Consider the following 21,722-nt stretch of genomic DNA (forward strand, 5'->3'; position numbering starts at 1 on the left):
GCGGTTTTTTGGCGCAAAGCGCCCCGATCGACCCGCTTCTACGGGTCGACGGTCGTGCTCGAGGTATGCCGGGCGGCGAGCGCCGCCCGCCGGTTCAATGCTGGTGGGCAGTTTCGTTATGGGCTGCGCGCTCGACACCACCGAGGATGTTGAACAGCAGGTTCAGGATCAGCGCACTCACGGTGGCCATGGCGATTCCGCTGTGGGTGATGGGCTCCATCCACTGTGGCATTTGTGCAAAAAACTCCGGACGTACCACCGGGATCAAGCCCATGCCGACGCTGACGGCCACCAGCAACTGGTTGCGGCGGTCGCCGATGTCGGCTTCCTGAAGAATCTTGATACCCGTGGCGGCTACCATGCCGAACATGGCAATGGAGGCCCCCCCCAGAACGGCGGGCGGAATCGAGGCGATCAGGAATGCAGCTTTGGGCAGCAGGCTGAGCATGATCAGGAAGGCGCCTGCAACGATGGTGACGTACCGGCAGCGCACACCGGTCATTTGCACCAGGCCGATGTTCTGGGCAAACGAGGAGTGGGTGAAGGTGTTGAAGAAACCCGCGATGAAGGACGCACCAGCATCACACAACAGGCCGCGACGGAGCATGCCCGGGGTGACTTCACGGTCGGTGACCTTGCCCAGTGCGAGGAACATGCCGGTGGACTCAACGAAAATGATCACCACCACCAGGCACATGGACAGGATTGGCGCCAGGCTGAATGTCGGCATGCCAAAGTGCAGGGGCGTCACCACCTGCAGCCACGGCGCTTGGTCCAGCCCGGAAAGGTCGACCATGCCGATGGAGCCGGCCAGCATGTAGCCAACGCCCATGCCGATCAGCACTGACACATTGACCCAGAAACCACGCATGAAACGGTTGATGAGCAGGATGATTGCCAGCACCAGGCCAGCAACCATCAGGTAGACCGGTGAGCCGAAGGGTGCGGCACTGGCGCCGCCACCGGCCCAGTTCACCGCGACCGGGAACAGCGACAGGCCGATGGAGGTGATCACGGTACCGGTTACCAGAGGCGGGAAGAACCGCACCACCTTGGACATGAACGGCGCGATCAGCATGCCGAAGAAGCCGGCAGCGATGGTCGCACCGAATATTCCCTGCAGGCCTACACCGGGCATTCCGGCCATGGCGACCATGCTGCCGACGGCGGCGAAGCTGGCGCCCATCATGACCGGCATGCGGATACCCACGGCACCAATGCCGAACGACTGAATGACGGTAGCGACACCGGCAACCAACAGATCGGCATTGATCAGAAAGGCGACTTCTTCACGGGTCAGGCCACAGGCCTGGCCAATGATCAGCGGCACCGCGATGGCGCCCCCATACATCAGTAATACGTGTTGCAGACCCACCAGGATGAGTTGCGGCAGTGGCAGTGGCTGTCGTGGGGGCGCAACGGGTATGGACGCCTTGCGTGACTTTGACATGCAACACCTCGGTTTTGTTTTTATTGTTCATTGTTCTGCGACGCCGAGCAGGACGCCGGTGGGCGGCTCTTGCGAGCCGCCCGGTGCATCAGTTGGTTGGAGCGCCCTTGGCGATCCAGGCGCCGATCAGTTCACGTTCTTGCTGGGTCATCTGAGTGATGTTACCCAACGGCATGATCTGGCTGGCGACGGCCTGGGCCTGGATGCGCGGTGCCAGTTGCTGGATTTGTTGCGGGGTGTCGAGCATCACGCCCGCAGGCGCAGTGCTGAACAGTGGGCTGGTCGGCTTGGCCGAGTGGCACACGGTGCAGCGTTCCTGAATGACATTGTGGATCTTGTCGAAGTTCGAGGTTTCTACCGAGGCGGTGGCAGGCTTGGCCGCTTCCTCGGCTTTGGCCGGAGCCGGCTCGGCGGCTTTCTCAGCAGCAGTCTTGCCGCCCAGTGCGGTTTCCGGCAGCGGTTGGTACTCGATTTTCGCTGCAGCCTGCTCAGGCGCTTTCGGCATCGGCGAAGGGCCGGTGACATAGGCCAGGCAGATCATTGCCAGGGCGCCGACAGGCAGGGTCCAGGCGAACTTGTTGCTGTCGTGACGGGTGTTGAAGTAGTGACGTACCAACACCGCAGCCACCGCGATACCCGCCAGGATCAACCAGTTGTACTGGCTGCCGTAGGTGCTCGGGAAGTGGTTGCTGATCATGATGAACAGCACCGGCAGGGTGAAGTAGTTGTTGTGACGCGAGCGCAACAGACCCTTGGCCGGCAGCACTGGATCGGGGGTGCGGTTCTGCTCGATGGCCGCGACCAGCGCACGCTGGGCCGGCATGATGATGCGGAACACGTTACCGACCATGATGGTGCCGATGATCGCACCGGTGTGCAGGTACGCACCACGGCCGCTGAACACCTGGCTGAAGCCGAAGCAGGCCGCGATAACCAGCACGAACAGTACCAGGCCCAGCAGGGCAGGGCGTTTGCCCAGTGGTGAGTCGCAGAGGAAGTCGTAGATGAACCAGCTGGCGATCAACGAGCCGACACCAATGGCCACGCCTTCTGCGCCACTCAGGCCGCTGCCCGGTGCCAGCAGGTACAGGGTCGGGTTGGAGTAGAACACCACGCACAGCAGGGCCACGCCCGACAGCCAGGTGAAATACGCTTCCCATTTGAACCAGTGCAGGTTCTCCGGCATTTTCGGTGGAGCCAGCTTGTATTTCTCCAGGTGGTAGATACCACCGCCGTGGATGGCCCAAAGGTCACCCGACAGGCCCTCGCGCGGGTTGGCGCGGTTAAGGTTGTTTTCCAGCCAGACGAAGTAGAACGATGCACCGATCCAGGCGATACCGGTGATCATGTGAACCCAGCGCACGCTCAGGTTTAGCCACTCGAACAGATGTGCTTCCACAGTATGTACCTCTTTCCGATCACCGATTTCCGATGACCAGTCTTCTCTTATTGGTGGGGGTTGAGGATCAGCAGCTCATCCTCATTGAAGAAATGTTCGTCGCAGTTGTTGCCGGAACCACTGCGATCAACCACCAGGAAGTCATCCCGCTTTTCGATCGTCAGCACCGGGTGGTGCCAGACGCCGCGATGGTAATTAATGCCCTGCCTGCCATTACTGGCAAAGGCACGGACCAAGCCCGATACAGGTGCATCGCCAAGAGGCGCGACCACGATCAGAAAGGGATTGCCGAGCAGCGGAATGAACGCTTGGCTGCCCAGCGGATGGCGCTCCAGCATGCGGACGGTCAGGGGCATGTCCAGCGCGTCGGCGCGGAAGATGCTGATGATCGCCTTGTCGTCGGGCTGGGCGGTTTCTACCGTGGCCAGACGATGGAAGCGCATGGTCGAGCCGTTGTTGATCATGAAGTGGTCGCTGCCGTCGGTTTCGATCACGTCACCGAAGGGGGCGAAGGCTTCTTTGGTCAAGGGCTCAATCACTAAAGTGCGCATGCGGATCTGTCTCTAATTCTATGTTGTTGGGGCTGTCGCTCTTGCCCACAACGCCGGCTCTCGGGAGCCGGCGTTGTGGGTGATCAGGGGCAGCGCTTACTTCGCGACTTTGCCCAGTACGCGCAGACGGCTGATACCGCCATCCGGGAACACGTTGATCCGGATGTGGGTGATCGGCCCCAGGTCATTGATCTGCTCCTGGAAGCTGTGCTCGGCGTGCATCTGCAGCTTCTGGCTTGGCAGCAGTTCGCGCCAGAACAGGCTCTGGGTTTCGATCTGGCTGTCGGTACCGCCCTTGACGAATGCGCCCTGGATCGAGCAGCTGTCGGGGTAGTTGCCTTTGAAGTGCAGGGTGTCGACGACAACCTGCTCGACCACGCCAGCATGGCCCAGGGCAACGATGACCCAGTCATTGCCTGGGGTGCGGCGGCGCGCGGTTTCCCAGCCGTCGCCCATGTTGATGCCACGGCCCGGGTTGAGGATGTTGCTCATGCGGCCGAAGTGTTCGTCGGAGCAGGCCAGGGCACGACCACCGTTCAACGCTGCTGCCAGGTCGACTTGCTCGTTGTCGCCTACTGCCGACCAGTCACGGAATGGCACGCCGTACACACGCAGACGGGCAACACCGCCGTCCGGGTAGATGTTGAAGCGCAGGTGGCTGAAGGCCTGGTCGTTGTTGATTTCGTGGTAGTGGTGGCTGTTGCCTTGCAGCTCGACGGCCGACAGCACTTCAACCCACTGGGTTTGTTCGGTCGGGTCGCCTTCAGCGACGAAGCAGCCTTCCAGGGACGCCGAAGGTGGGAAGTTGCCGGTGAAGAACGAGGTGTCGATGTCGACGCCCTTGATGGTGCCGGGAACGCCCAGGCGGATCACCGCGCTGTCGAAGCCTTCGAAACGCTTGCGGCGCGTTTCCCAGCCGTCCATCCACTTGCCGTTGTCGTCGAACACACCCTCCTTCCACACGGCCGGTGTCGGCTGGAACAGGCGCTCGGCAGCGGCGAACCACTCATCGGTGACCGAAACGATCTTGGTGCCCAGGCGCGCGTCGGCCAGGTTGACGAATTTCTCGAAGGGTACGGCGTATGCTTTCATTTTTTCTTGTCTGCCTTGAATGGGTGGCTGGGGATGCTTGCAAGGCCCTGGGTACGCGCTGCGTTCATGAGCGCACTCGGGCCACGCTCACTAAAGCTGCAGTAATCGGAACAGGGCGATCAGGTTGATCTGCGCCAGCGCTTCCTTGAACTCGGCCTCGACCGAGTTATGGATGCGCGTTTCGAACGCGGCGAGGATCTGATGCCGGTTGCTGCCTTTTACCGCCATGATGAAGGGAAACTTGAACTTGGCTTTGTAGGCGTCGTTCAGCTCGGTGAAGCGTTGGAACTCTTCGGCCGTGCATTGGTGAATACCGGCGCCAGCCTGTTCGTGAGTGCTGGCTTCGGTCAGTTGGCCCTGGACGGCCGCTTTGCCGGCCAGGTCCGGGTGAGCGTTGACCAGTGCCAGCTGGCTGGCAGGGTCGGCGCTCAACAGGATATCGCTCATGCGTTGGTGCAGATTTTCGATCTGGTCCAGCTCCTGGCGCTGGCCCAGGTCGAATGCCTTCTCGGCAACCCATGGCGAATGTTCGTAGATATCGGCGAAAGCTTCGACGAACGCGGTGCGGTCGAGGGTCGAAGGCTTCAGCGTCTTGAAGTCGGTCATTATGCGTTCTCGGCGTTGAAAGGGTGGGTGGCATGCCAGTGGCGGGCGATGTCCACGCGCCGGGCAAACCAGACCTGCTCATGGCTTTGTGCGTATTCGACAAAGCGCTTGAGGGCTGCCAACCGGGCAGGGCGGCCGACCAGGCGGCAGTGCAGGCCGATGGAGAGCATCTTCGGTGCCTCGGCACCTTCGGCATACAGCACGTCGAACGCGTCCTTGAGGTACTGGAAGAACTGCTCGCCACAGTTGAAACCCTGAACCTGGGTGAAGCGCATGTCATTGGTGTCCAGGGTGTAGGGGATCACCAGGTGTGGCTTGCCGGTCGGGTTGTTGGGTTCCCAATAGGGCAGGTCGTCGTCATAGGTGTCGCTGTCATAGAGGAAGCCACCTTCCTCCATCACCAGGCGGCGGGTGTTTGGCCCGGTGCGGCCGGTGTACCAGCCCAATGGGCGCTCGCCGGTCAGTTCGGTGAGGATGCGGATCGCTTCGAGCATGTGCTCACGCTCCTGAGCCTCGTCCATGTACTGGTAGTCGATCCAGCGGTAGCCGTGACTGCAGATCTCATGGCCGGCTTCAACCATGGCACGGATCACGTCCGGGTGGCGCTGGGCGGCCATGGCCACGGCAAACACGGTCAGCGGAATGCCGGTGTCCTTGAACAGTTTGAGCAGGCGCCAGACGCCTGCGCGGCTGCCGTACTCGTAGAGCGATTCCATGCTCATGTTGCGTGCGCCCTGCAGCGGCTGGGCGGCAACCATTTCAGACAGAAATGCTTCCGACTCTTTATCACCGTGGAGGATGTTGCGTTCGCCACCTTCTTCGTAATTGAGCACGAAAGACAAAGCGATGCGGGCGTTCCCCGGCCAGCGCGGATGGGGTGGAGTATTGCCGTAACCGATCAGGTCGCGAGGATAATCAGCGCTCACTGCAGTCTTCCTTCTTGTACGTGAAAACGGGGGTAGAGTGGCCTGTGTGGTGTATCGACCACGCTGATGGAGTGATTGTATACAACTTTATTGTCAGTTTGTAAGCCTGTTTTTTCGCATTTCTTTCCTGGCCCGCCACCCCATGCCCCTGCAATAAATCTGCCGGAATGGTCAGATAATGACGTGCTCGTCATTGTTCTGCTTGGGTTTGCGACTGATGGCCTGTTTGCTGGGCGAGGTGGCTAAGCTAACAAAGAAGTCGGAATTATTGTGTACAATTTTCAATAAAAATGTCTTAATAATCCAACAGCCGTACGCTGCCGTGCTTGCATGCGGTGCGATACGGGTATTTTTTGCCCACAGATCAAGAAGAGGCGAGCAACCTTATGGGACGTTTGACCACGCATGTACTGGACGCCGCGCATGGCTGCCCTGGCAGCTCGATCAAGGTCGAGCTCTACCGCGTCGAAGGCCAGCAGCTAGAGCTGGTGACCACTGCCCTGACCAACAGCGACGGTCGTTGCGACGCACCGTTGCTGCAGGGTGACGATTACCGCAGCGGTGTCTACCAGCTGCAGTTCAGTGCCGGTGACTACTACCGTGCACGCGGCGTGAAGTTGCCTGAGCCTGCGTTCCTCGATGTGGTCGTTCTGCGTTTTGGCATCAGTGCCGAGCAGGATCATTACCACGTTCCATTGCTGATTTCGCCTTATAGCTACTCGACCTACCGCGGAAGCTAGCAGGTCAGCCAACAGAATCTTCGTAGGTCCTTGCCCGCTCACACTGCGGGCTTTTTTTTGCCTGAAGGAAAAGCATTATTTATCTCACATGGTTTGAGCGGCTGTTTTGAAATGTCGGCTGGGTCGCTTGCGCAGGGTGTGCAGGCGCCATTCGATAGCAGGGACACAGACCATGGATGTAGCAATTCCTCCTCACTTGCTCAGCAACACTGAGGCGTTGGCAGCGTTGGAAAAGGCTGCGGCGCTCTGGACACAACAGGGCAGCGCGCTGCCGGACATTGTGCCGCTGCTCGCAACGGCCTTTGATGATGAGCTCAAGCGTCAATACCCGCAGCTTGAACTGGATGCGCGAAACACCTGGGTAAAAACCTTTTCGCTCACGGATAACCCGGAGCACTGCACCTTGCAGACGAACAAGACCCTCGAGCAGGTAATGCGCGAGCGCCTGGTGGGTGCCGCAACGGTGTATGACGAGGGCTTGTCAGGGATTTACGCCGATGGTCGCGAGGATGATCAACCCGGAACGCGCATGGCCGGCACGCGCGGGCTGGAGGGGGCCATCGACACGTTGACGCTCAAGCTGGGTTATCTGTATCGGGATGCAGTCACTGCCTACTGGAACGCCGCGACAGCGGAGCACACCTCACGCGACCAGCAACTGGCTGATGCCCTGGCGCAGGCGTTGCACCTCGACGCGGCACGGCGCTTGAGTAAGGACGAGCAGGCGTTGTTGAGCAGCGCGCTGTCGACCCCGGCGGACAGCCGCAGGGCTTTTTTTGCCTACAGCCTTAGCCTGTTGTTCGAGGGGGCAGAGGCCGCGCACCTGGCCGGTGCATTCATTCTTCGCAGGCAACCGGTGGCCGATGCGTCGCAGGCGGACGCTGTTCCGACGCTGCTGTACCTGCCGGGTGACGGGCTTTCCAGCCATGGCTCATTGGGCGAACTGTTCGATGCACTCTTGCCGCGCCGTGAACAATGGTCGGGCTTGCTGAGCTTGAGCCATCAACGCGCACTGGATGGCCAGCGTCGTATCGAATGGCAGTGCCGGGAGATCGTCGGCCACCTGCTGACTGACGTTGTACAGGCCCAACTGAAGTGTCAGCAGACAGATATCATCGACATTCTGCAAACCCGCCGCACGACCTTCGCGTCGTATCAGGTGCTGTTCGAAGGGCTGGCAGCGGCTACCCAGCGGATCATCGTCAACGGCCCACCCGGCATGGCCGTGGTGTGGCACGCAGAACACGCGGCCTATGAGGCCTACCGGCAGTTACCGTATTGGATGAAACTGTGCAGTACCGAAGAGCGGCAGCGCTACGTCGACAAATTGCAGGCCTATCAATACGCTCAGGAGGATCTGTGTCAGGCGCTGGGCAAGGCCGAGTCGCCAGAGCAATTTGCCCGTGTCACGGTGGCGTTGCGCCTGCGCGAAGCGCTGGGCGTTGACCTGGACCCCGATCAGCTGTGGGTCACCACCGAGCGTCGTTTGCCGGTAACCCGTGAGGTCTATACCGAGCAGGCATCGGTGAGCAGCCTGGCCCTGTACGGGCTGCACCCTGGGGATGAAGCCCAGGCTTCTGATTTCATCACGGGCAGCACCTTGCAGTATCAAGGCCTGCCGGTTGAGCAGGTGTTCGAAGGGTTGACCCCTGCAACGCTTGCCCCAGTGCTTGCCCCGCTGCAACTGAGGAGCACATTTTCTCGACAGTGGCGTGAAGCGATCACGCCAGGTGTTCTCCAGCGCATGCAGGTCGTGATGTCGCTACGGCTACAGGCCTCGCTCTGCGCTGCGGGTTTTCAAGGCATCCTGGCCGAGGATCAGGTTCAGGCAGTCGGGGTGTTGCACACACCGTTTGTCGAGCAGACGGCGCTTCGTGCGACGGCTTACCTGTTAAAGATCAACGGCGCCGAGTTGGCGGATGTCATGGTCTTTTGCTTGACCCAGGCCGATGGCGAAGCTGCCGGCCTATTGCTTTATGCCCCAGATGTGCCTGGCCGCGAGCCGTGGCTGAAGGTGCTGGATGAGCGCCGCTTGTTGCACGAAATTGTCGGTTGGACCGCTGTGCCGGCACTGCGCGACTACCTGTTGGCACGCGTTCCGCAAGCCGCGCGTAACGCCTTGGACAACGTGTTGAGTGCCCTGGCGCAGAAGCCGGCTGCCGAGGCCGATTTTCTTACGCTCTCGCCTCAGGTCGACTATCCGACTGCCTTGCAACGCCTAGTCGCGCTAGATGTCGAGCTCACCCAGGCGCGCTTTGACGCCCACACGCCGGCCTGGTACCGCGATGCGCCGCTGGCTGAGCGGCAGCAGTTGCATGCACTGGAGACGCAGGTCGCCGCTGCCTCGCAACGGTTTACCGAGCAGTCCTTGCTGCAGGTTCCGGATTTTGAAAGCTTCGTCAAAGCCCAGGCCACGGAAAAAATCAATCAGCTGCTGGGTACACCCGCGGGCACGGTCGACCCGGACACGATCATTATCACCTCGCCCCGGGAGCGGGCTACGTTCACCCACTTGTTGCGCAATGGCTATGACGACTCGATCAGCCTGACGCAAGCCACGCTGGACACTTCTGCGACGTTTGAAGGCCCGGAAGGTGTTGACCTCTCGCCCCTGCGGCCGGAGAACGTCTCGGGCGCTATTCGCGGCCAATGGGTGGCGGACCGCTACATTCAAGTGCTGCGCGATACGCTGCTGAACCCTGAGCACGAGGGCTATGCCACCCGCCGACAGGCCAGTGTCACGCTGACACAGTTGCAGATGTCGGTTGCAGCCCTGCGCAGCAAGCTGATGGGGCAGATCACTAGCGAGCAGTACGCCTGGTTGAGTCAAACGTTGAGTTCTTTTCAGCGCGAGGATGCGCCGACACGCCTGGCGCATCCGGTGCATCTGCTGAACTTCAATCTTGAAGCGGTATTCAATACCGCTGAGTACCCCTGGCTGGCGTACCTGGGCCATCTGTCGTGGATGAACGAGCACTTGGGGACGGTGGAAACCGTCGAAGGCAACTACGTCATGCTGGCGCCGGAGAACACCGGTCAGCCCGCCTTGTTGTACACCCCCGATGCGCCGGATGGCCTGGCATTCCGTGAGTTCCAGTCATTCGAGGCGTCCCTGGCCCATGCCGGCATGGGGGATTATTACAAGGACCGCATGCGCCACAAGCTGGGTCGCTGGATGTCCTATAGGCTGCACGCCGTCAGGCGTGGTGCTGCTGCGGGGCCGGTGCTGTCGAGTGCGCCAATCATGAGCCTGCAGAAGGCCTTCCACGACCAGCGAATCGAACGCAAGATGACCGATGTGGCGGACCTGGAGCTCGGTCGGGCCGACATGATCAGCCGTATTACCTGGACTGGGGTCGAGTTGGTTGCCACGGCAGTCACACTGCCATTTCCACCGGCCAGCTTTGCGGTGGGTGCGTTTTTTGCCCTCAAGGAGTCGGCCTCGGCGATCAAGGCACTGGCCGATGGTGATCGCGCCAAGGCCGTGCAGCACGCACTGTCGTCGGCCTTCAATACCTTGGGGGCCTTGGGCGACATGAAGCACGGGTTCAAGGGGCTGGGCAAGCTCTGGAAAATGCTGCCTCATGCCTCTGACGTCAGCACCACGCGGATCGCCTTGGCGGGTAACGATGCGCTGCACGGTGTTGCGCCGCCGTTGTCGAACAGGGTCATTGATCGCTCGTTTGCGCTCAAGCAGCGGCCTAAAGACCTGACCTTGCGCACCGATGGCGATTTTAACGGCGTGTATGAGGGAGAGGTTGGCGCGGACGGCTTCCCGCACTACTACATTACCGATACGCGGGGCCGCTACTATCAGGTCCAGTACAAGGGTGGCGTGGCCCTTGAACCCTGGCGCATCGTCGAAACGCGACGCCGTGGCTACGGTCCTGCGGTGCGGCGCAATATCTTGGGACACTGGGAAGTGTCGTTTGACGTGGGGTTGCGCGGCGGTGCACCGCAAACCCCGGCTGAAGTTATCCAGCAAGGTTTGCAGACGGTGACGCGCGAAGACGTGCAAGTGCTTGCAAACCAGCTCGGGCTGCCATCGCAATGGACGCTGGAGGCGATCCTGGAGGTTTTCCGTCGCTTTACCCTTGATGAGGCCGCGCAGGTCTTGCGGCGTTTCAGCCTGCCGGCCGATGATCCCGACCTAGCACGTTTGCTGGCCGATCAGTTTGTTCAGCACAAACGCTTTCCTGAGTGGGCCTTGCAGTTCCTGCCAGGTCGCATACCGGACCCGGCCTGGAAGATGATTCAGCGCGCGGAGCCCGGGCAATCGCAGGCAGCAGCCGAGGCGTTCCTGCGTCGTTTCAATTTCACCGAGGGCGAGCGAGCCGCAAAGGAGTGGGCGCTTGCGCTGCACTTCGAAAGCCGAGGCTACTTGCCATTCTGGAGCATCGAGCATCTGCCGCCAGCGACAGGCGCGACAGTACCCGTCATTGCACCCCTTCACGGGGTTTCCAGGGTTCAACAGATGTTCGACTGGCGCAGTTGGAGCACCCCGGTTGATGGCCCGCTGATTGAAACTGCCAGCAACTCGGGCATTTTCGTTAGCGCTCAAAACACGGCGCGGCGTGTGATCCAGGTGGATAATGCGTACTACGAGGTGCTCGACGACGGGGTTGAGCTCGTGGCCGATTGTGCGGTACTCAAGCCGCCTCCGAGCCTGGACGGCGTTCTGCCGCGTTATCATCGGATGCAGCGCGTCAATGGCGTCTGGTCGCTCGGTTCAGGGCTTCGCGTTGATCACATGATGTACACCATCAAGCGCCGTTTCCCGCAATTGACCGATCAGAGCACCAAGCAGTTCTCTCGGCGCCTGATGGAGTCGGCCAGCATAAACGGCAAGCTGACCGCTGCCGGCGTCCTCAAGCTGGACCTGTTGTTGGGTGTGCTGGATAACCCGCTGACTAAAAATGGCGCGTCCGTCGTCGACCCGTTCGGGTGGCTGCGCGGTCGTCCGGAGGTGGCAGCAGGGGCAGGGTTCAGTTTGCACAGTGAAACGGCCCGGTTTACCGCGGTGGAGTTTGTGGTTTCAGAGGAACAGTTTGCACGGGCCCCGCTGCATGCGGTTGTCCGGGATGTGCTGACGGCAAACTATTACACTGTGGGCCAGGTCTTCAGTGATCAGGCCTTCGGGCCGGGGCAACTGCTGGTGCGTTGCAACGGCTCAGACCGGCTCTACCTGGTGATCGTCAGGCCAACGCACGCGTCGCATGTGTACCCGCTCTCGTCCAGCACGCTGAAACGACTGATGGCGTCGATGGATGCCGAGACGCGCCAGGCGCTGCGTCAGGCCCGGGCGGCGAAAGAGCTGGTTGTGCTGATGGCGGGCAAGCGCGTCAGTGCTTCTGGCAGGGATGAAGGGTTGGTCTTTATCAGGCCGCAGTTCGCCTGAGGTTCTGCCCCGTTGCCGCCAGGCGGCAGCGGGGCAGGCAGTGGTTTAGCGGCTCAGCAGTGCGGCGACGCCCGCGCCGCCGAACAGCCCGGCGCTGATCCGGTTGAATCCACTCTGCCCCTTGCCGGAGCGCAGGTAGCGGGCGGCACCTTGCGCACCCAGGCCGTAGGCCAGCTTGCAACCCAGGTCGAGCAACGTCCAGGTGGCGATCAAGACCAGCAATTGACTGAGCAATGGCTGCTCTGCACTGAGAAATTGCGGCAGGAAGGCGGCGAAGAACAGGATATCTTTCGGGTTGCTCGCGCCCAGCGCAAAGGCGCGCAGGAACAGGCCGCGAAAGCCTGGCGTCGGCATGGCCTCAGGCACATTGGCGCCCTGCGAGGGTTGGCGCGATTGCTGCCAGCTTTGCCAGGCGAGGTAAAACAGGTAAAGGCCGCCGACAATCTTCAAGACGCTGAACAGCTGCTCCGAAGCCATCAACAGCGCCCCCAGCCCCAGTGCCGAGGCGCTGAGCAGGCAGATCGACGCAATGACACCGCCGAGAAACGCAGGGTAGGAGCGACGCAGGCCATAGTTCAGGCTGTTGCTGATCATCAGCAAGGACAACGGGCCGGGGATCGCAATGACGATCAGTGCCGCGCCACAGAACAACAGCCAGGTTTCCACACTCATTTATTTTCTCCTTATGTGCGAAGGCCTCACCCGAAGGCGAGGCCGTTTTTACTGCGGTACAACCGTTACAAAAACATGAACTTGGCGATGAAAATGGCGCACAGCACCCACAGGCTCGCCGAGATTTCCCTGTATCGCCCGGTGCCGGCCTTGAGGGCGACATAGGTGATGAAGCCCAAGGCAATGCCGTCGGCAACCGAAAAGGTCAGGGGCATCATGATTGCGGTGACGATCGCCGGGATGCTGTCGGTGGCTTCATCCCAGTTGATGTGGGCCATGCTGCCCATCATCAGCATGGCCACGTAGATCAGGGCACCAGCGGTGGCATAGGCCGGGATCATGCCCGCCAGAGGGGCGAAGAACATGGCCGTGATGAACAGCAGGCCAACGACCACGGCCGTCAGGCCGGTGCGCCCGCCTGCGGCCACCCCGGCCGCGCTCTCCACGTAGCTGGTCACCGGTGGCACACCCACCACCGCGCCGAAGACGCTGGAGGCGCTGTCGGCTTTCAGTGCGCGGGAAAGGTTTTCGATGCGGCCCTCGGCGTTCACCAGGTTGGCGCGCTGCGCGACGCCCATCAGGGTGCCGGCGGTGTCGAACATGTGCACGAACAGAAACGCCAGGACCACGCTGATCATGCTGACGTTGAACACCCCGGCCACATCCATGGCCATCCAGGTGGGGGCGAGGCTGGGAGGCAACGAGAAGACGCCGCCGTATTCGACCAGCCCCAGGCCCCAGCCGGCCAGCGTGACAGTGATGATGCTGATCAGGATGGCGCCGAACACCCGCCGATAGCTGAGTATCGCGATCATCAGGAAGCACACTGCGGCCAGCAGGGGGGCGGGTTCGTGCAGCGAGCCGAGCTTGATCAGGGTGGCAGGGCTGTCGACGACAATGCCGGCGGTTTTCAGGCCGATCAACCCGAGAAACAGCCCGACCCCGGCACCCATGGCGTGGCGCAGGCTGACCGGGATACTGTTGAGCAGCCACTCGCGCACGCGTGACAAGGTCAGCAGCATGAACAGCACGCCGGAAACGAACACCGCCCCCAAGGCCGCTTCCCAGGTGTAACCCATGGTGCCGACGACCGTGTAGGTAAAGAATGCATTGAGGCCCATGCCCGGTGCCAGGCCGACCGGCCAGTTGGCGTACAGGCCCATCAACAGGCAGCCCAGGGCGGCGGCGATGCAGGTGGCAACGAACGCCGCACCATGGTTGATCCCGGCATCGGCCATGATGTTCGGGTTGACGAAAATGATGTACGCCATGGTGATGAAGGTGGTCATGCCGGCAATCAGCTCGGTCTTGACGGTGGTGCCATGCAGCTTGAGTTTGAAAATCCGCTCCAGCCAGCTCGTTTCGAGCGGTGGGGCAAGATCCAGCGTAGGGGCTTCGGATTTGCGGCTTTCCACAGCATGTACTCCTCAAGTCTTTTCTTGTTTTGCAGAGCCAGGCCTGCGCACGCACTGGGGGGCTCTGTGAGAGGGTAGGGTGGCAGGCGACCGGACTGCTTTATTGACCTTGAAGTCAGGAAGTTGCACGCTGCGATTATGCTTTTGTATACAAATAAATCAAATAATGTTTTATGTGGTGTGTGCATATTATTTGGCAATACAGCTATAAAGGCTATCGCTACCTGCAGAATTGCTGCTGGCTGTGTACAATGTGGCAGTACCGATTCCCTTAAATTTTCTATTCACGGCTTGCCAACGACCTACTGTGCGGTATTACAGTTCGGATCCAATTGCCGGTTATCTGCCCGAGAATCCATGAACGAACAGCTGCAACCCCTCAAGAAACCCGCGCGTGTTGGCAAGGCCGGCCGCAGCGGCACCCAGGACGACATCGTTTACGCACATATTTTCGAGGCTATCCTCGAGCAGCGTCTGGCGCCGGGTACCAAGTTGAGCGAGGAAGCCCTGGGCGAGATTTTCGGTGTCAGCCGCACCATCATTCGCCGCGCGCTGTCGCGTCTGGCCCATGAAAGCGTGGTGCTGCTACGGCCCAACCGAGGTGCCGTGGTTGCCAGCCCCACGGTAGAAGAAGCCCGCCAGGTGTTCTTTTCCCGGCGTCTGGTCGAGCGGGCGATCACCGAGCTTGCGGTTCAACACGCTACCGTCGAGCAGTTGAACGAACTGCGGCAAATGGTGCGCGATGAGCGCGACAGCTTTTCCCGGGGCGACCGCGGCGCCGGTATTCGCCTGTCTGGCGAGTTTCACCTCAAGCTGGCCGAGGCTGCTGGCAATGCCCCGCTGATCAGCTTCCAGCGCAGCCTGGTGTCGCAGACCTCGCTGATCATTGCCCAGTATGAAAGCGGCAACCGCTCGCACTGCTCCTATGACGAGCACATGCAGTTGATCGACGCCATCGAAGCCCGTGATGCGACGCTTGCGGTCAACCTGATGATGCACCACATGGACCATATCGACAGCAAGCTCAACCTCGATGAGGACAGCGCGTCCGATGACCTGCATGCGGTGTTCTCGCACCTGTTGCAGACCAAGAAACGTGGCAGCGCGGCCTCGACCAAAGGCTGATACGTCTGCCAGGGTTGGCACTCCAGCAGCTCTGGCTGTTCTGGGTGGCGCCGCTGATCGGTGCAGTGATCGGCGGCGCACTGTATCGCGGCCTGGCGCGCGAGCCTTAGCGGCTCAGCGTTGATGCACGCTGCGACCGGCCGCAAAGGTTTCGCGGACGGTGCGATCGTCGCCCAGGGTCATCAGCACGAACAGTGTCTCCTCGATGCTGTTCGACTGCTGCAGGCGGTAGGACAGCAGCGGTGTCGCGTTGTAGTCGAGCACCACGAAGTCGGCATCACGGCCCGGCGTGAGGTTGCCTATGCGCTCCTCCAGGCACAGGGCCCTGGCGCCGCCCAGGGTAGCCAGGTACAACGATTTGAACGGGTTGAGCCGTGCGCCCTGAAGCTGCATGACCTTGTAGGCTTCGTTGAGGGTGTTGAGCAGCGAGAAACTGGTGCCGGCGCCCACGTCAGTGCCCAGGCCGACCTTCACCTTGTGCTGTTCGGCTTGCGGCAAGTTGAACAAGCCACTGCCGAGAAACAGGTTGGAGGTCGGGCAGAAGGCCACGGCGGAGCCGGTTTGCGCCAGGCGCTTGCACTCGTCGTCGCACAGGTGCACGCCATGGGCAAAGACGGAGCGCTCGCCCAGCAACTGGAAGTGATCGTAGACATCCAGATAGCCCTTGCGCTCCGGGAACAGTGCCTTGACCCATTCGATTTCCTTGAGGTTTTCGCTCAGGTGGGTGTGCAGGTACAGGTCGGGATACTCGCCCAGCAGTTGCCCGGCCAAGGCCAGTTGTTCTGGCGTGCTGGTCGGGGCGAAGCGCGGGGTAACCGCATAGTGCAGTCGACCCTTGCCGTGCCAGCGCTCGATCAGGGCCTTGCTGTCCAGGTAGCTGGACTCGGCGGTATCGGTCAGGTAATCCGGTGCATTGCGGTCCATCATCACCTTGCCGGCGATCATCCGCAGGTCCAGGCGCTGCGCCTCTTCGAAGAAGGCATCCACCGATTCGGGGTGGACACTGCCGAACACCAGCGCGGTGGTGGTGCCGTTACGCAGCAGTTCCTTGATGAAACGCTTCGCGACCTGCTCGGCATGGGCCTTGTCGGCGAACTGCCGTTCGCAGGGGAAGGTGTAGGTATTGAGCCAGTCCAGTAGCTGCTCGCCGTAGGAGCCGATCATGCCGGTCTGCGGGAAATGGATATGGGTGTCGATAAAGCCCGGGGTGATCAGGGCATTCTCGTAGTGCACCACGTTCAGGTCGGCCGGCAGTGTAGGCAGCAATTCACTGGCGTGGCCAATGGCGCTGATCTTGCCATCTTCGACCACCAGCAGGCCGTCTTCAAAGTACTGGTAGGACGCGCCCACACCGACTTCGGCGGGGTCGTCGAGGCTGTGCAGGATGGCGGCACGGTAGGCGTTGGGTTTTGCGCTCATGAGGCTCTCGTCATTGGGCTTGGCTGCGCCGCGAGGGCGGCAGCAGTTGGGCAATGGGGCCAGCATTGGCGGCAGCGTTGTGCTGGCCAAAGCTGGCGTTGTAGGTGGCAATGATTTCGGCGGCGATGGACACGGCGATCTCGATCGGCAGCTTGCCCTTCACCTCGGCAATCCCCATCGGGCAGCGCATCCGCTGCAGCCGCTCCGGGGTGAAACCACGTTCATGCAGGCGGTGCTCGAACTTGGCCCGTTTGGTTTTCGAGCCAATCAGCCCGAACCAGGTGAAGTCATTGCGTTTAAGGATGGCCGCCGTCAGCTCCAGGTCCAGTTGATGATTGTGGGTCATGACGATGCAGTAACTGCCGACCGGCAGGTCGTCGACTTCATCGACCGGGTCTTCGCTGACGATTTTGCTGACCCCTGCAGGGATCGCCTCGGGGAACTCCTGCTCGCGTGAGTCGATCCAGCGAACCCGGCACGGCAAGGCGGCCAGCAAGGGTACCAGCGCCCGACCGACGTGGCCTGCACCAAATACCGCGATCTGCGCCTGAACCCGGCCCATCGGTTCGAACAGCAACACCGTGGCGCCGCCACAGCATTGGCCGAGGCTGGCGCCGAGGCTGAAGCGCTCCAGATGGGGCGCCTGGCGCCCCTCGGCGAGCATCTGCCGAGCGATGTGCAGGGCTTTGTATTCCAGGTGGCCGCCACCGATGGTGTCGAACAACTGCTCGGCACTGACCACCATTTTGGAACCGGCGTTGCGCGGTGTCGAGCCGCGCTCCTCGATGATGGTGACCAGTACGCAGGGTTCACCGCGTGCCTGCAGGTCGGCGAGGGCGTTGATCCAGGTGTGCATGTTCAGTGACCTCCTGGGTGACCGTAAGGCTGTGCGGGCGATAGGGCGGTCATGGTGCTGCTGTCTCGGCTTCGGTGCGCGGGTGCGCCGCCATCGCCTTGCGCATTTGCTCGCAGCCCCAGAGCACGCGCTCCGGTGTGGCCGGGGCGTCGATCAGCGGTTGCTCACGGTAATCGGCCAGGCTGGCCACGGCATCCTTGATGGCACACCAGACGGCGATACCGAGCATGAACGGCGGCTCGCCTACGGCCTTGGAATGGAACACCGTGTCTTCCGGGTTCTTGCGGTTCTCGACCAGGCGCACCCGCAGGTCGATCGGCATGTCGGCCACGGCCGGAATCTTGTAGCTGGCCGGGCCGCTGGTCATCAGTTTGCCCTTGGCGTTCCACACCAGCTCTTCGGTGGTCAGCCAGCCCATGCCCTGGACGAAACCGCCTTCCACCTGACCGATGTCGATGGCCGGGTTCAGTGACGCGCCGACGTCATGCAGGATGTCGGTGCGCAGTACCTTGTACTCGCCGGTCAGGGTGTCGACGATCACCTCGGCGCAGGCCGCGCCAAAGGCGTAGTAGTAAAAGGGGCGGCCACGGGCCTGGCTGCGGTCGTAGTAGATTTTCGGGGTCTTGTAGAAGCCGGTGCTCGACAGTGAAACCTGAGCGAAGTAGGCCTGCTGCACCAAGGCGTCAAAGGTCAGGATCTCATCGCGCACACGCACATGGCCATTGTGAAACACGACGTCTTCCGCGCTGACCTTGTACTGCCGCGCGGCAAATTCGATCAGGCGTTGCTTCAGGGTTTCAGCCGCGTTCTGCGCAGCCTTGCCGTTCAGGTCGGCGCCGCTGGACGCCGCAGTCGGCGAAGTGTTGGGCACCTTGTCGGTGTTGGTCGCGGTGATCTGGATACGCGAGATATCGACCTGGAATACTTCGGCCACCACTTGGGCAACCTTGGTGTTGAGGCCCTGGCCCATCTCGGTGCCACCGTGGTTCAGGTGGATGCTGCCGTCGGTATAGAGGTGTATCAGCGCACCGGCCTGGTTAAGGAAGCTGGCGGTAAAGGAAATACCGAATTTTACCGGTGTCAGGGCCAGGCCTTTCTTCAGTATCGGGCTGTTGGCGTTGTAGCGGCGAATCGACTCGCGGCGCTCGGCGTAGTCGCTGCTGGCTTCCAGTTCTGCGGTGATCTCTTCGAGCATGTTGTGCTCGACGGTCTGGTGGTAGTGGGTGACGTTGCGCTCGGTCTTGCCGTAATAGTTGGCCTTGCGCACCGCCAGCGGGTCGAGCACCAGATGGCGGGCAATACGGTCCATCACTTCCTCGATGGCGACCATCCCCTGTGGGCCGCCGAAGCCCCGGTAGGCGGTGTTTGAGGCGGTGTTGGTCTTGCAGCGGTGGCCGTTGACCGTGGCGTCGCCCAGGTAATAGGCGTTGTCGGCGTGGAACATGGCGCGGTCGACGATGGACGCCGACAGGTCGGGCGAGCAGCCGCAGTTACCGGCCAGTTCGAAATTGATGCCCTGCAGGCGTCCACGGTCATCGAAACCGACATCGTATTCGACGTAGAAGGGGTGACGCTTGCCGGTCATGACCATGTCTTCCATGCGAGGCAGGCGCATCTTGGTCGGCTGGCCGGTCAGGTGCGCGATCACCGCGCAAAGGCAGGCCGGGCTCGCCGCCTGGGTTTCCTTGCCGCCAAAGCCACCGCCCATCCGGCGCATGTCGACCACCACCTTGTTCATCGGTACATCGAGCACTTCGGCGACCAGATTCTGCACCTCGGTGGGGTTCTGGGTCGAGCAGTAGACGATCATGCCGCCGTCTTCGGTAGGCATCACCGAAGAGATCTGGGTTTCCAGGTAGAAATGCTCCTGGCCGCCGATATGCAGGGTGCCCTGCAAGCGATGGGGTGCATCGCGCAATGCGCTGGCCGAGTCCCCGCGCCGGTGGGTGTGGCTGTCGAGGACAAAGTGCTTTTTGCGCAGCGCTTCGACCACATCGAGCACCGGCTCCAGGTCTTCGTAGGTGATGATCGCTGCCAGCGCGGCGCGGCGCGCGGTGTCGAGGTCGCGTGCGGCCACAGCCACCACCGGCTGGCCGACGAACTGCACGGTGTCGATGGCCAGCAAGGGGTCACCCGGCAGCAGCGGGCCGATGTCTTTCAAGCCCGGTATGTCTTCGTGAGTAATGGCAATGCGCACGCCCTCGAAGGCGTAGCAGGGCGCGGTGTCGATACTGACAATGCGCGCATGGGCACGGTCGGACAACCGGGCATACACATGCAACTGGTTCGGGAACTCCAGGCGGTCATCGATATACACCGCTTCGCCGGACACATGCTTGTCGGCGCTGTCGTGCTTGACGCTGCGGCCTACACCGCTGGTCATGTCCTGGCTGAACAGGTCGGCCAGCTCTGCCTGGCTCTTGGCGACGTGAGGATGGTTAGACATAAGCGGTCACCCGAGTCTCGATGTGCGGTGTTTGCAGTTCGATGAAGTATTTGCGCAGCAGGTTCTGCGCACTGAGCAACCGGTACTCCTTGCTCGCGCGAAAATCCGACAGCGGCGTGAAGTCTTCGCTCAAGGCCTGGCAGGCCTGTTCAATCAGTGCCTGGCTCCAGGGCTTGCCTGTCAGCAGCGTTTCACAGGCCTGGGCGCGTTTCGGGATGGCCGCCATGCCGCCGAAGGCGATGCGTGCCTCGTGGATGACGCCGCCTTCGATGCGCAGGTTGATTGCCGCGCAGACCGCCGAGATATCGTCGTCCAGGCGCTTGGACAACTTGTAGGCGCGGAACGCCCAGCCGGGCGAAGCCTTCGGCACGATGATCTTCTCGATGAACTCGCTCTCCTGGCGGGCGGTGATGCGGTAATCGATGAAGTAGTCTTCCAGGGCCAGGGTGCGCTGGCTGTCGCCTTTGCGCAGGACGATCTGGGCGCCCAGGGCGATCAGCAGGGGCGGGGCGTCGCCAATCGGTGATGCGTTGCCAATATTGCCGCCCAAGGTGCCCTGGTTGCGGATTTGCAGCGAGGCGAAGCGGTGCAGCAGCTCGCCAAAGTCGGGGTACTCGGCGCTCAGCGCGCCATAGCAGTCGGTCAACGGCGTGGCGGCACCAATCTCGATATGCGCGTCGACGTGCTCGATGCGCTTCATCTCGGCGACGTTACCGACGTAGATCATCACCGGCAGGGTCTTGTGGAACTGCGTCACCTCAAGTGCCAGGTCGGTACCTCCGGCCAGCAGGCGCGCTTCCGGGTGCGAGCCATAGAGCTCGGCCAGGTCGGCCACGGTCAGTGGAACCAGGCAGCGTTTATCGCCGCTGTTGAGCTCGCCGGTTTCTTTGGGCGCAATCGCCTTGAGCCGGGCGATGGTTTGCGCCTCGGCGGCATCGAACGGGTCGGCTGGCGGCTGGCAGCAGGCCTGTTCTGCGGCTGCCAGAATCGGCCGGTAACCGGTGCAGCGGCAGAGGTTGCCGGCCAGCGCCTCCTGGGCCTTGTGCAGGTCCGGGGCGTCGCTGTTCTTCTGCAGGGCGAACAGCGACATCACCACGCCGGGCGTGCAGAAGCCGCATTGTGAACCGTGGCAGTCGACCATTGCCTGTTGAACGCTGTGCAACTGCCCTTGGTGTTTGAGCCCTTCAACACTGATCAGTTGTTTGCCATGCAGCGCCGACACAAAGGTCAGGCACGCATTCAGGCTGCGATAGCGCAGGCGTTCGAGGCCGTCCTGATCCGCATGGCGCTCAGCGACCACGACAGTGCAAGCGCCGCAGTCGCCGCTGGCGCAGCCTTCCTTGGTGCCGGGTTTGCCCAGGTGTTCACGCAGGTATTCAAGCACTGTCAGATTGGGGTCCAGGGCGTGCTCACTGCGCAGCTCCTGATTAAAGAGAAACTGGATCACGGAAGGCCTCACAAGCGAATTATTGTTGTTGAGCGGGGTTGTGCTGACTCTAAGCAGGCCTGACTTTTCGGTCAACATCTTTCTGACTTGTGGGTCAGGAAAATGATCGAAATGGCGCCTGGTACGCTCTACACCTGACTTTTTAAGCATAGAACGGGCCGAGAGGCCCTGCGCGAGTGG

The 21,722-nt window shown here is 61.5% G+C and carries 15 protein-coding genes and 1 pseudogene; 4 read left to right on the forward strand and 12 right to left on the reverse strand.

Features of this window, described 5'->3' with window-relative positions; genetic code table 11:
- Positions 1 to 94 precede the first annotated feature (94 nt).
- From CS390_RS07785 to puuE, 6 genes are all read right to left on the reverse strand, one after another.
- Entirely contained in the window at positions 95 to 1,450 is a 1,356-nt protein-coding gene (locus tag CS390_RS07785; protein WP_099773959.1) for a nucleobase:cation symporter-2 family protein, read from the reverse strand.
- A gap of 88 nt (positions 1,451 to 1,538) precedes the next feature.
- Positions 1,539 to 2,849, reverse strand: a complete 1,311-nt coding sequence (locus CS390_RS07790; protein ID WP_099773960.1) for a urate hydroxylase PuuD — start codon at positions 2,847 to 2,849, stop codon at positions 1,539 to 1,541.
- 47 nt (positions 2,850 to 2,896) lie between these two features.
- Positions 2,897 to 3,400, reverse strand: a complete 504-nt coding sequence (locus tag CS390_RS07795) for an ureidoglycolate lyase (RefSeq protein ID WP_099773961.1) — start codon at positions 3,398 to 3,400, stop codon at positions 2,897 to 2,899.
- A 96-nt stretch (positions 3,401 to 3,496) separates the two neighbouring features.
- A complete protein-coding gene (gene alc / locus CS390_RS07800; protein ID WP_065760394.1) occupies positions 3,497 to 4,492 on the reverse strand; it encodes an allantoicase in 996 nt (331 codons plus the stop codon).
- A 90-nt stretch (positions 4,493 to 4,582) separates the two neighbouring features.
- Positions 4,583 to 5,098 (reverse strand): 2-oxo-4-hydroxy-4-carboxy-5-ureidoimidazoline decarboxylase, encoded by a 516-nt coding sequence (gene uraD, locus CS390_RS07805; RefSeq protein ID WP_065760393.1) that lies wholly within the window; start codon positions 5,096 to 5,098, stop codon positions 4,583 to 4,585.
- Positions 5,098 to 6,024 carry an allantoinase PuuE gene (gene puuE / locus CS390_RS07810; RefSeq protein WP_099773962.1) on the reverse strand — a complete coding sequence of 309 codons (927 nt, stop codon included), beginning with the start codon at positions 6,022 to 6,024 and terminating at the stop codon, positions 5,098 to 5,100. Before puuE ends, uraD begins: the two co-directional genes overlap by 1 nt.
- Before the next feature lie 386 nt (positions 6,025 to 6,410).
- Here puuE and uraH point away from each other — a divergent pair, with 386 nt between their 5' ends.
- Positions 6,411 to 6,764 (forward strand): hydroxyisourate hydrolase, encoded by a 354-nt coding sequence (uraH, locus tag CS390_RS07815; RefSeq protein WP_065760391.1) that lies wholly within the window; start codon positions 6,411 to 6,413, stop codon positions 6,762 to 6,764.
- A 172-nt stretch (positions 6,765 to 6,936) separates the two neighbouring features.
- Positions 6,937 to 12,162: a hypothetical protein gene (locus CS390_RS07820; protein ID WP_099773963.1), complete on the forward strand. Its 5,226-nt coding sequence runs from the start codon at positions 6,937 to 6,939 to the stop codon at positions 12,160 to 12,162.
- Between the two features lie 45 nt (positions 12,163 to 12,207).
- Here the strand turns inward: CS390_RS07820 and CS390_RS07825 are convergent, their stop codons facing one another.
- The gene (locus tag CS390_RS07825; RefSeq protein ID WP_099773964.1) at positions 12,208 to 12,834 is read right to left on the reverse strand and encodes a LysE family translocator; all 627 of its coding nucleotides are present in this window, start codon (positions 12,832 to 12,834) and stop codon (positions 12,208 to 12,210) included.
- 65 nt (positions 12,835 to 12,899) lie between these two features.
- Positions 12,900 to 14,249 carry an NCS2 family permease gene (locus CS390_RS07830; protein ID WP_065760388.1) on the reverse strand — a complete coding sequence of 450 codons (1,350 nt, stop codon included), beginning with the start codon at positions 14,247 to 14,249 and terminating at the stop codon, positions 12,900 to 12,902.
- Positions 14,250 to 14,606: 357 nt separating this feature from the next.
- Between CS390_RS07830 and CS390_RS07835 the strand changes: the two genes are divergently transcribed.
- Both CS390_RS07835 and CS390_RS24915 read left to right on the forward strand, forming a co-directional pair.
- Entirely contained in the window at positions 14,607 to 15,374 is a 768-nt protein-coding gene (locus tag CS390_RS07835) for a GntR family transcriptional regulator (RefSeq protein WP_065760387.1), read from the forward strand.
- 11 nt (positions 15,375 to 15,385) lie between these two features.
- A pseudogene (locus CS390_RS24915) lies at positions 15,386 to 15,484 on the forward strand (aquaporin); the annotation flags it as partial.
- 4 nt (positions 15,485 to 15,488) lie between these two features.
- Here CS390_RS24915 and guaD read toward each other — a convergent pair.
- From guaD to xdhA, 4 genes are read right to left on the reverse strand one after another with little or no spacing between them, the layout of a single operon-like run.
- Positions 15,489 to 16,793, reverse strand: coding sequence for a guanine deaminase (guaD, locus tag CS390_RS07840; RefSeq protein WP_065760386.1), 1,305 nt, complete (start codon positions 16,791 to 16,793; stop codon positions 15,489 to 15,491).
- A 10-nt stretch (positions 16,794 to 16,803) separates the two neighbouring features.
- On the reverse strand, positions 16,804 to 17,649 hold the full coding sequence (xdhC, locus tag CS390_RS07845; protein WP_099773965.1) for a xanthine dehydrogenase accessory protein XdhC: 846 nt from the start codon (positions 17,647 to 17,649) through the stop codon (positions 16,804 to 16,806).
- 49 nt (positions 17,650 to 17,698) lie between these two features.
- Positions 17,699 to 20,095: a xanthine dehydrogenase molybdopterin binding subunit gene (gene xdhB, locus CS390_RS07850; protein WP_099773966.1), complete on the reverse strand. Its 2,397-nt coding sequence runs from the start codon at positions 20,093 to 20,095 to the stop codon at positions 17,699 to 17,701.
- Positions 20,088 to 21,542, reverse strand: coding sequence for a xanthine dehydrogenase small subunit (gene xdhA, locus CS390_RS07855; protein WP_065760383.1), 1,455 nt, complete (start codon positions 21,540 to 21,542; stop codon positions 20,088 to 20,090). The genes xdhB and xdhA overlap by 8 nt, the downstream gene beginning before the upstream one ends.
- Positions 21,543 to 21,722: the final 180 nt, after the last annotated feature.

The sequence above is a fragment of the Pseudomonas sp. HLS-6 genome, from assembly GCF_002753995.1.
GTDB lineage: Bacteria > Pseudomonadota > Gammaproteobacteria > Pseudomonadales > Pseudomonadaceae > Aquipseudomonas > Aquipseudomonas defluvii.

What these genes read in the sequence shown, in the direction of transcription:
- CS390_RS07785 (WP_099773959.1), bottom strand. Translation starts at nt 1,450, where the DNA reads ATGTCAAAGTCACGCAAGGCGTCCATACCCGTTGCGCCCCCACGACAG.
- CS390_RS07795 (WP_099773961.1), bottom strand. Translation starts at nt 3,400, where the DNA reads ATGCGCACTTTAGTGATTGAGCCCTTGACCAAAGAAGCCTTCGCCCCC.
- alc (WP_065760394.1), bottom strand. Translation starts at nt 4,492, where the DNA reads ATGAAAGCATACGCCGTACCCTTCGAGAAATTCGTCAACCTGGCCGAC.
- uraD (WP_065760393.1), bottom strand. Translation starts at nt 5,098, where the DNA reads ATGACCGACTTCAAGACGCTGAAGCCTTCGACCCTCGACCGCACCGCG.
- uraH (WP_065760391.1), top strand. Translation starts at nt 6,411, where the DNA reads ATGGGACGTTTGACCACGCATGTACTGGACGCCGCGCATGGCTGCCCT.
- CS390_RS07820 (WP_099773963.1), top strand. Translation starts at nt 6,937, where the DNA reads ATGGATGTAGCAATTCCTCCTCACTTGCTCAGCAACACTGAGGCGTTG.
- CS390_RS07825 (WP_099773964.1), bottom strand. Translation starts at nt 12,834, where the DNA reads ATGAGTGTGGAAACCTGGCTGTTGTTCTGTGGCGCGGCACTGATCGTC.
- CS390_RS07835 (WP_065760387.1), top strand. Translation starts at nt 14,607, where the DNA reads ATGAACGAACAGCTGCAACCCCTCAAGAAACCCGCGCGTGTTGGCAAG.
- guaD (WP_065760386.1), bottom strand. Translation starts at nt 16,793, where the DNA reads ATGAGCGCAAAACCCAACGCCTACCGTGCCGCCATCCTGCACAGCCTC.
- xdhC (WP_099773965.1), bottom strand. Translation starts at nt 17,649, where the DNA reads ATGCACACCTGGATCAACGCCCTCGCCGACCTGCAGGCACGCGGTGAA.
- xdhB (WP_099773966.1), bottom strand. Translation starts at nt 20,095, where the DNA reads ATGTCTAACCATCCTCACGTCGCCAAGAGCCAGGCAGAGCTGGCCGAC.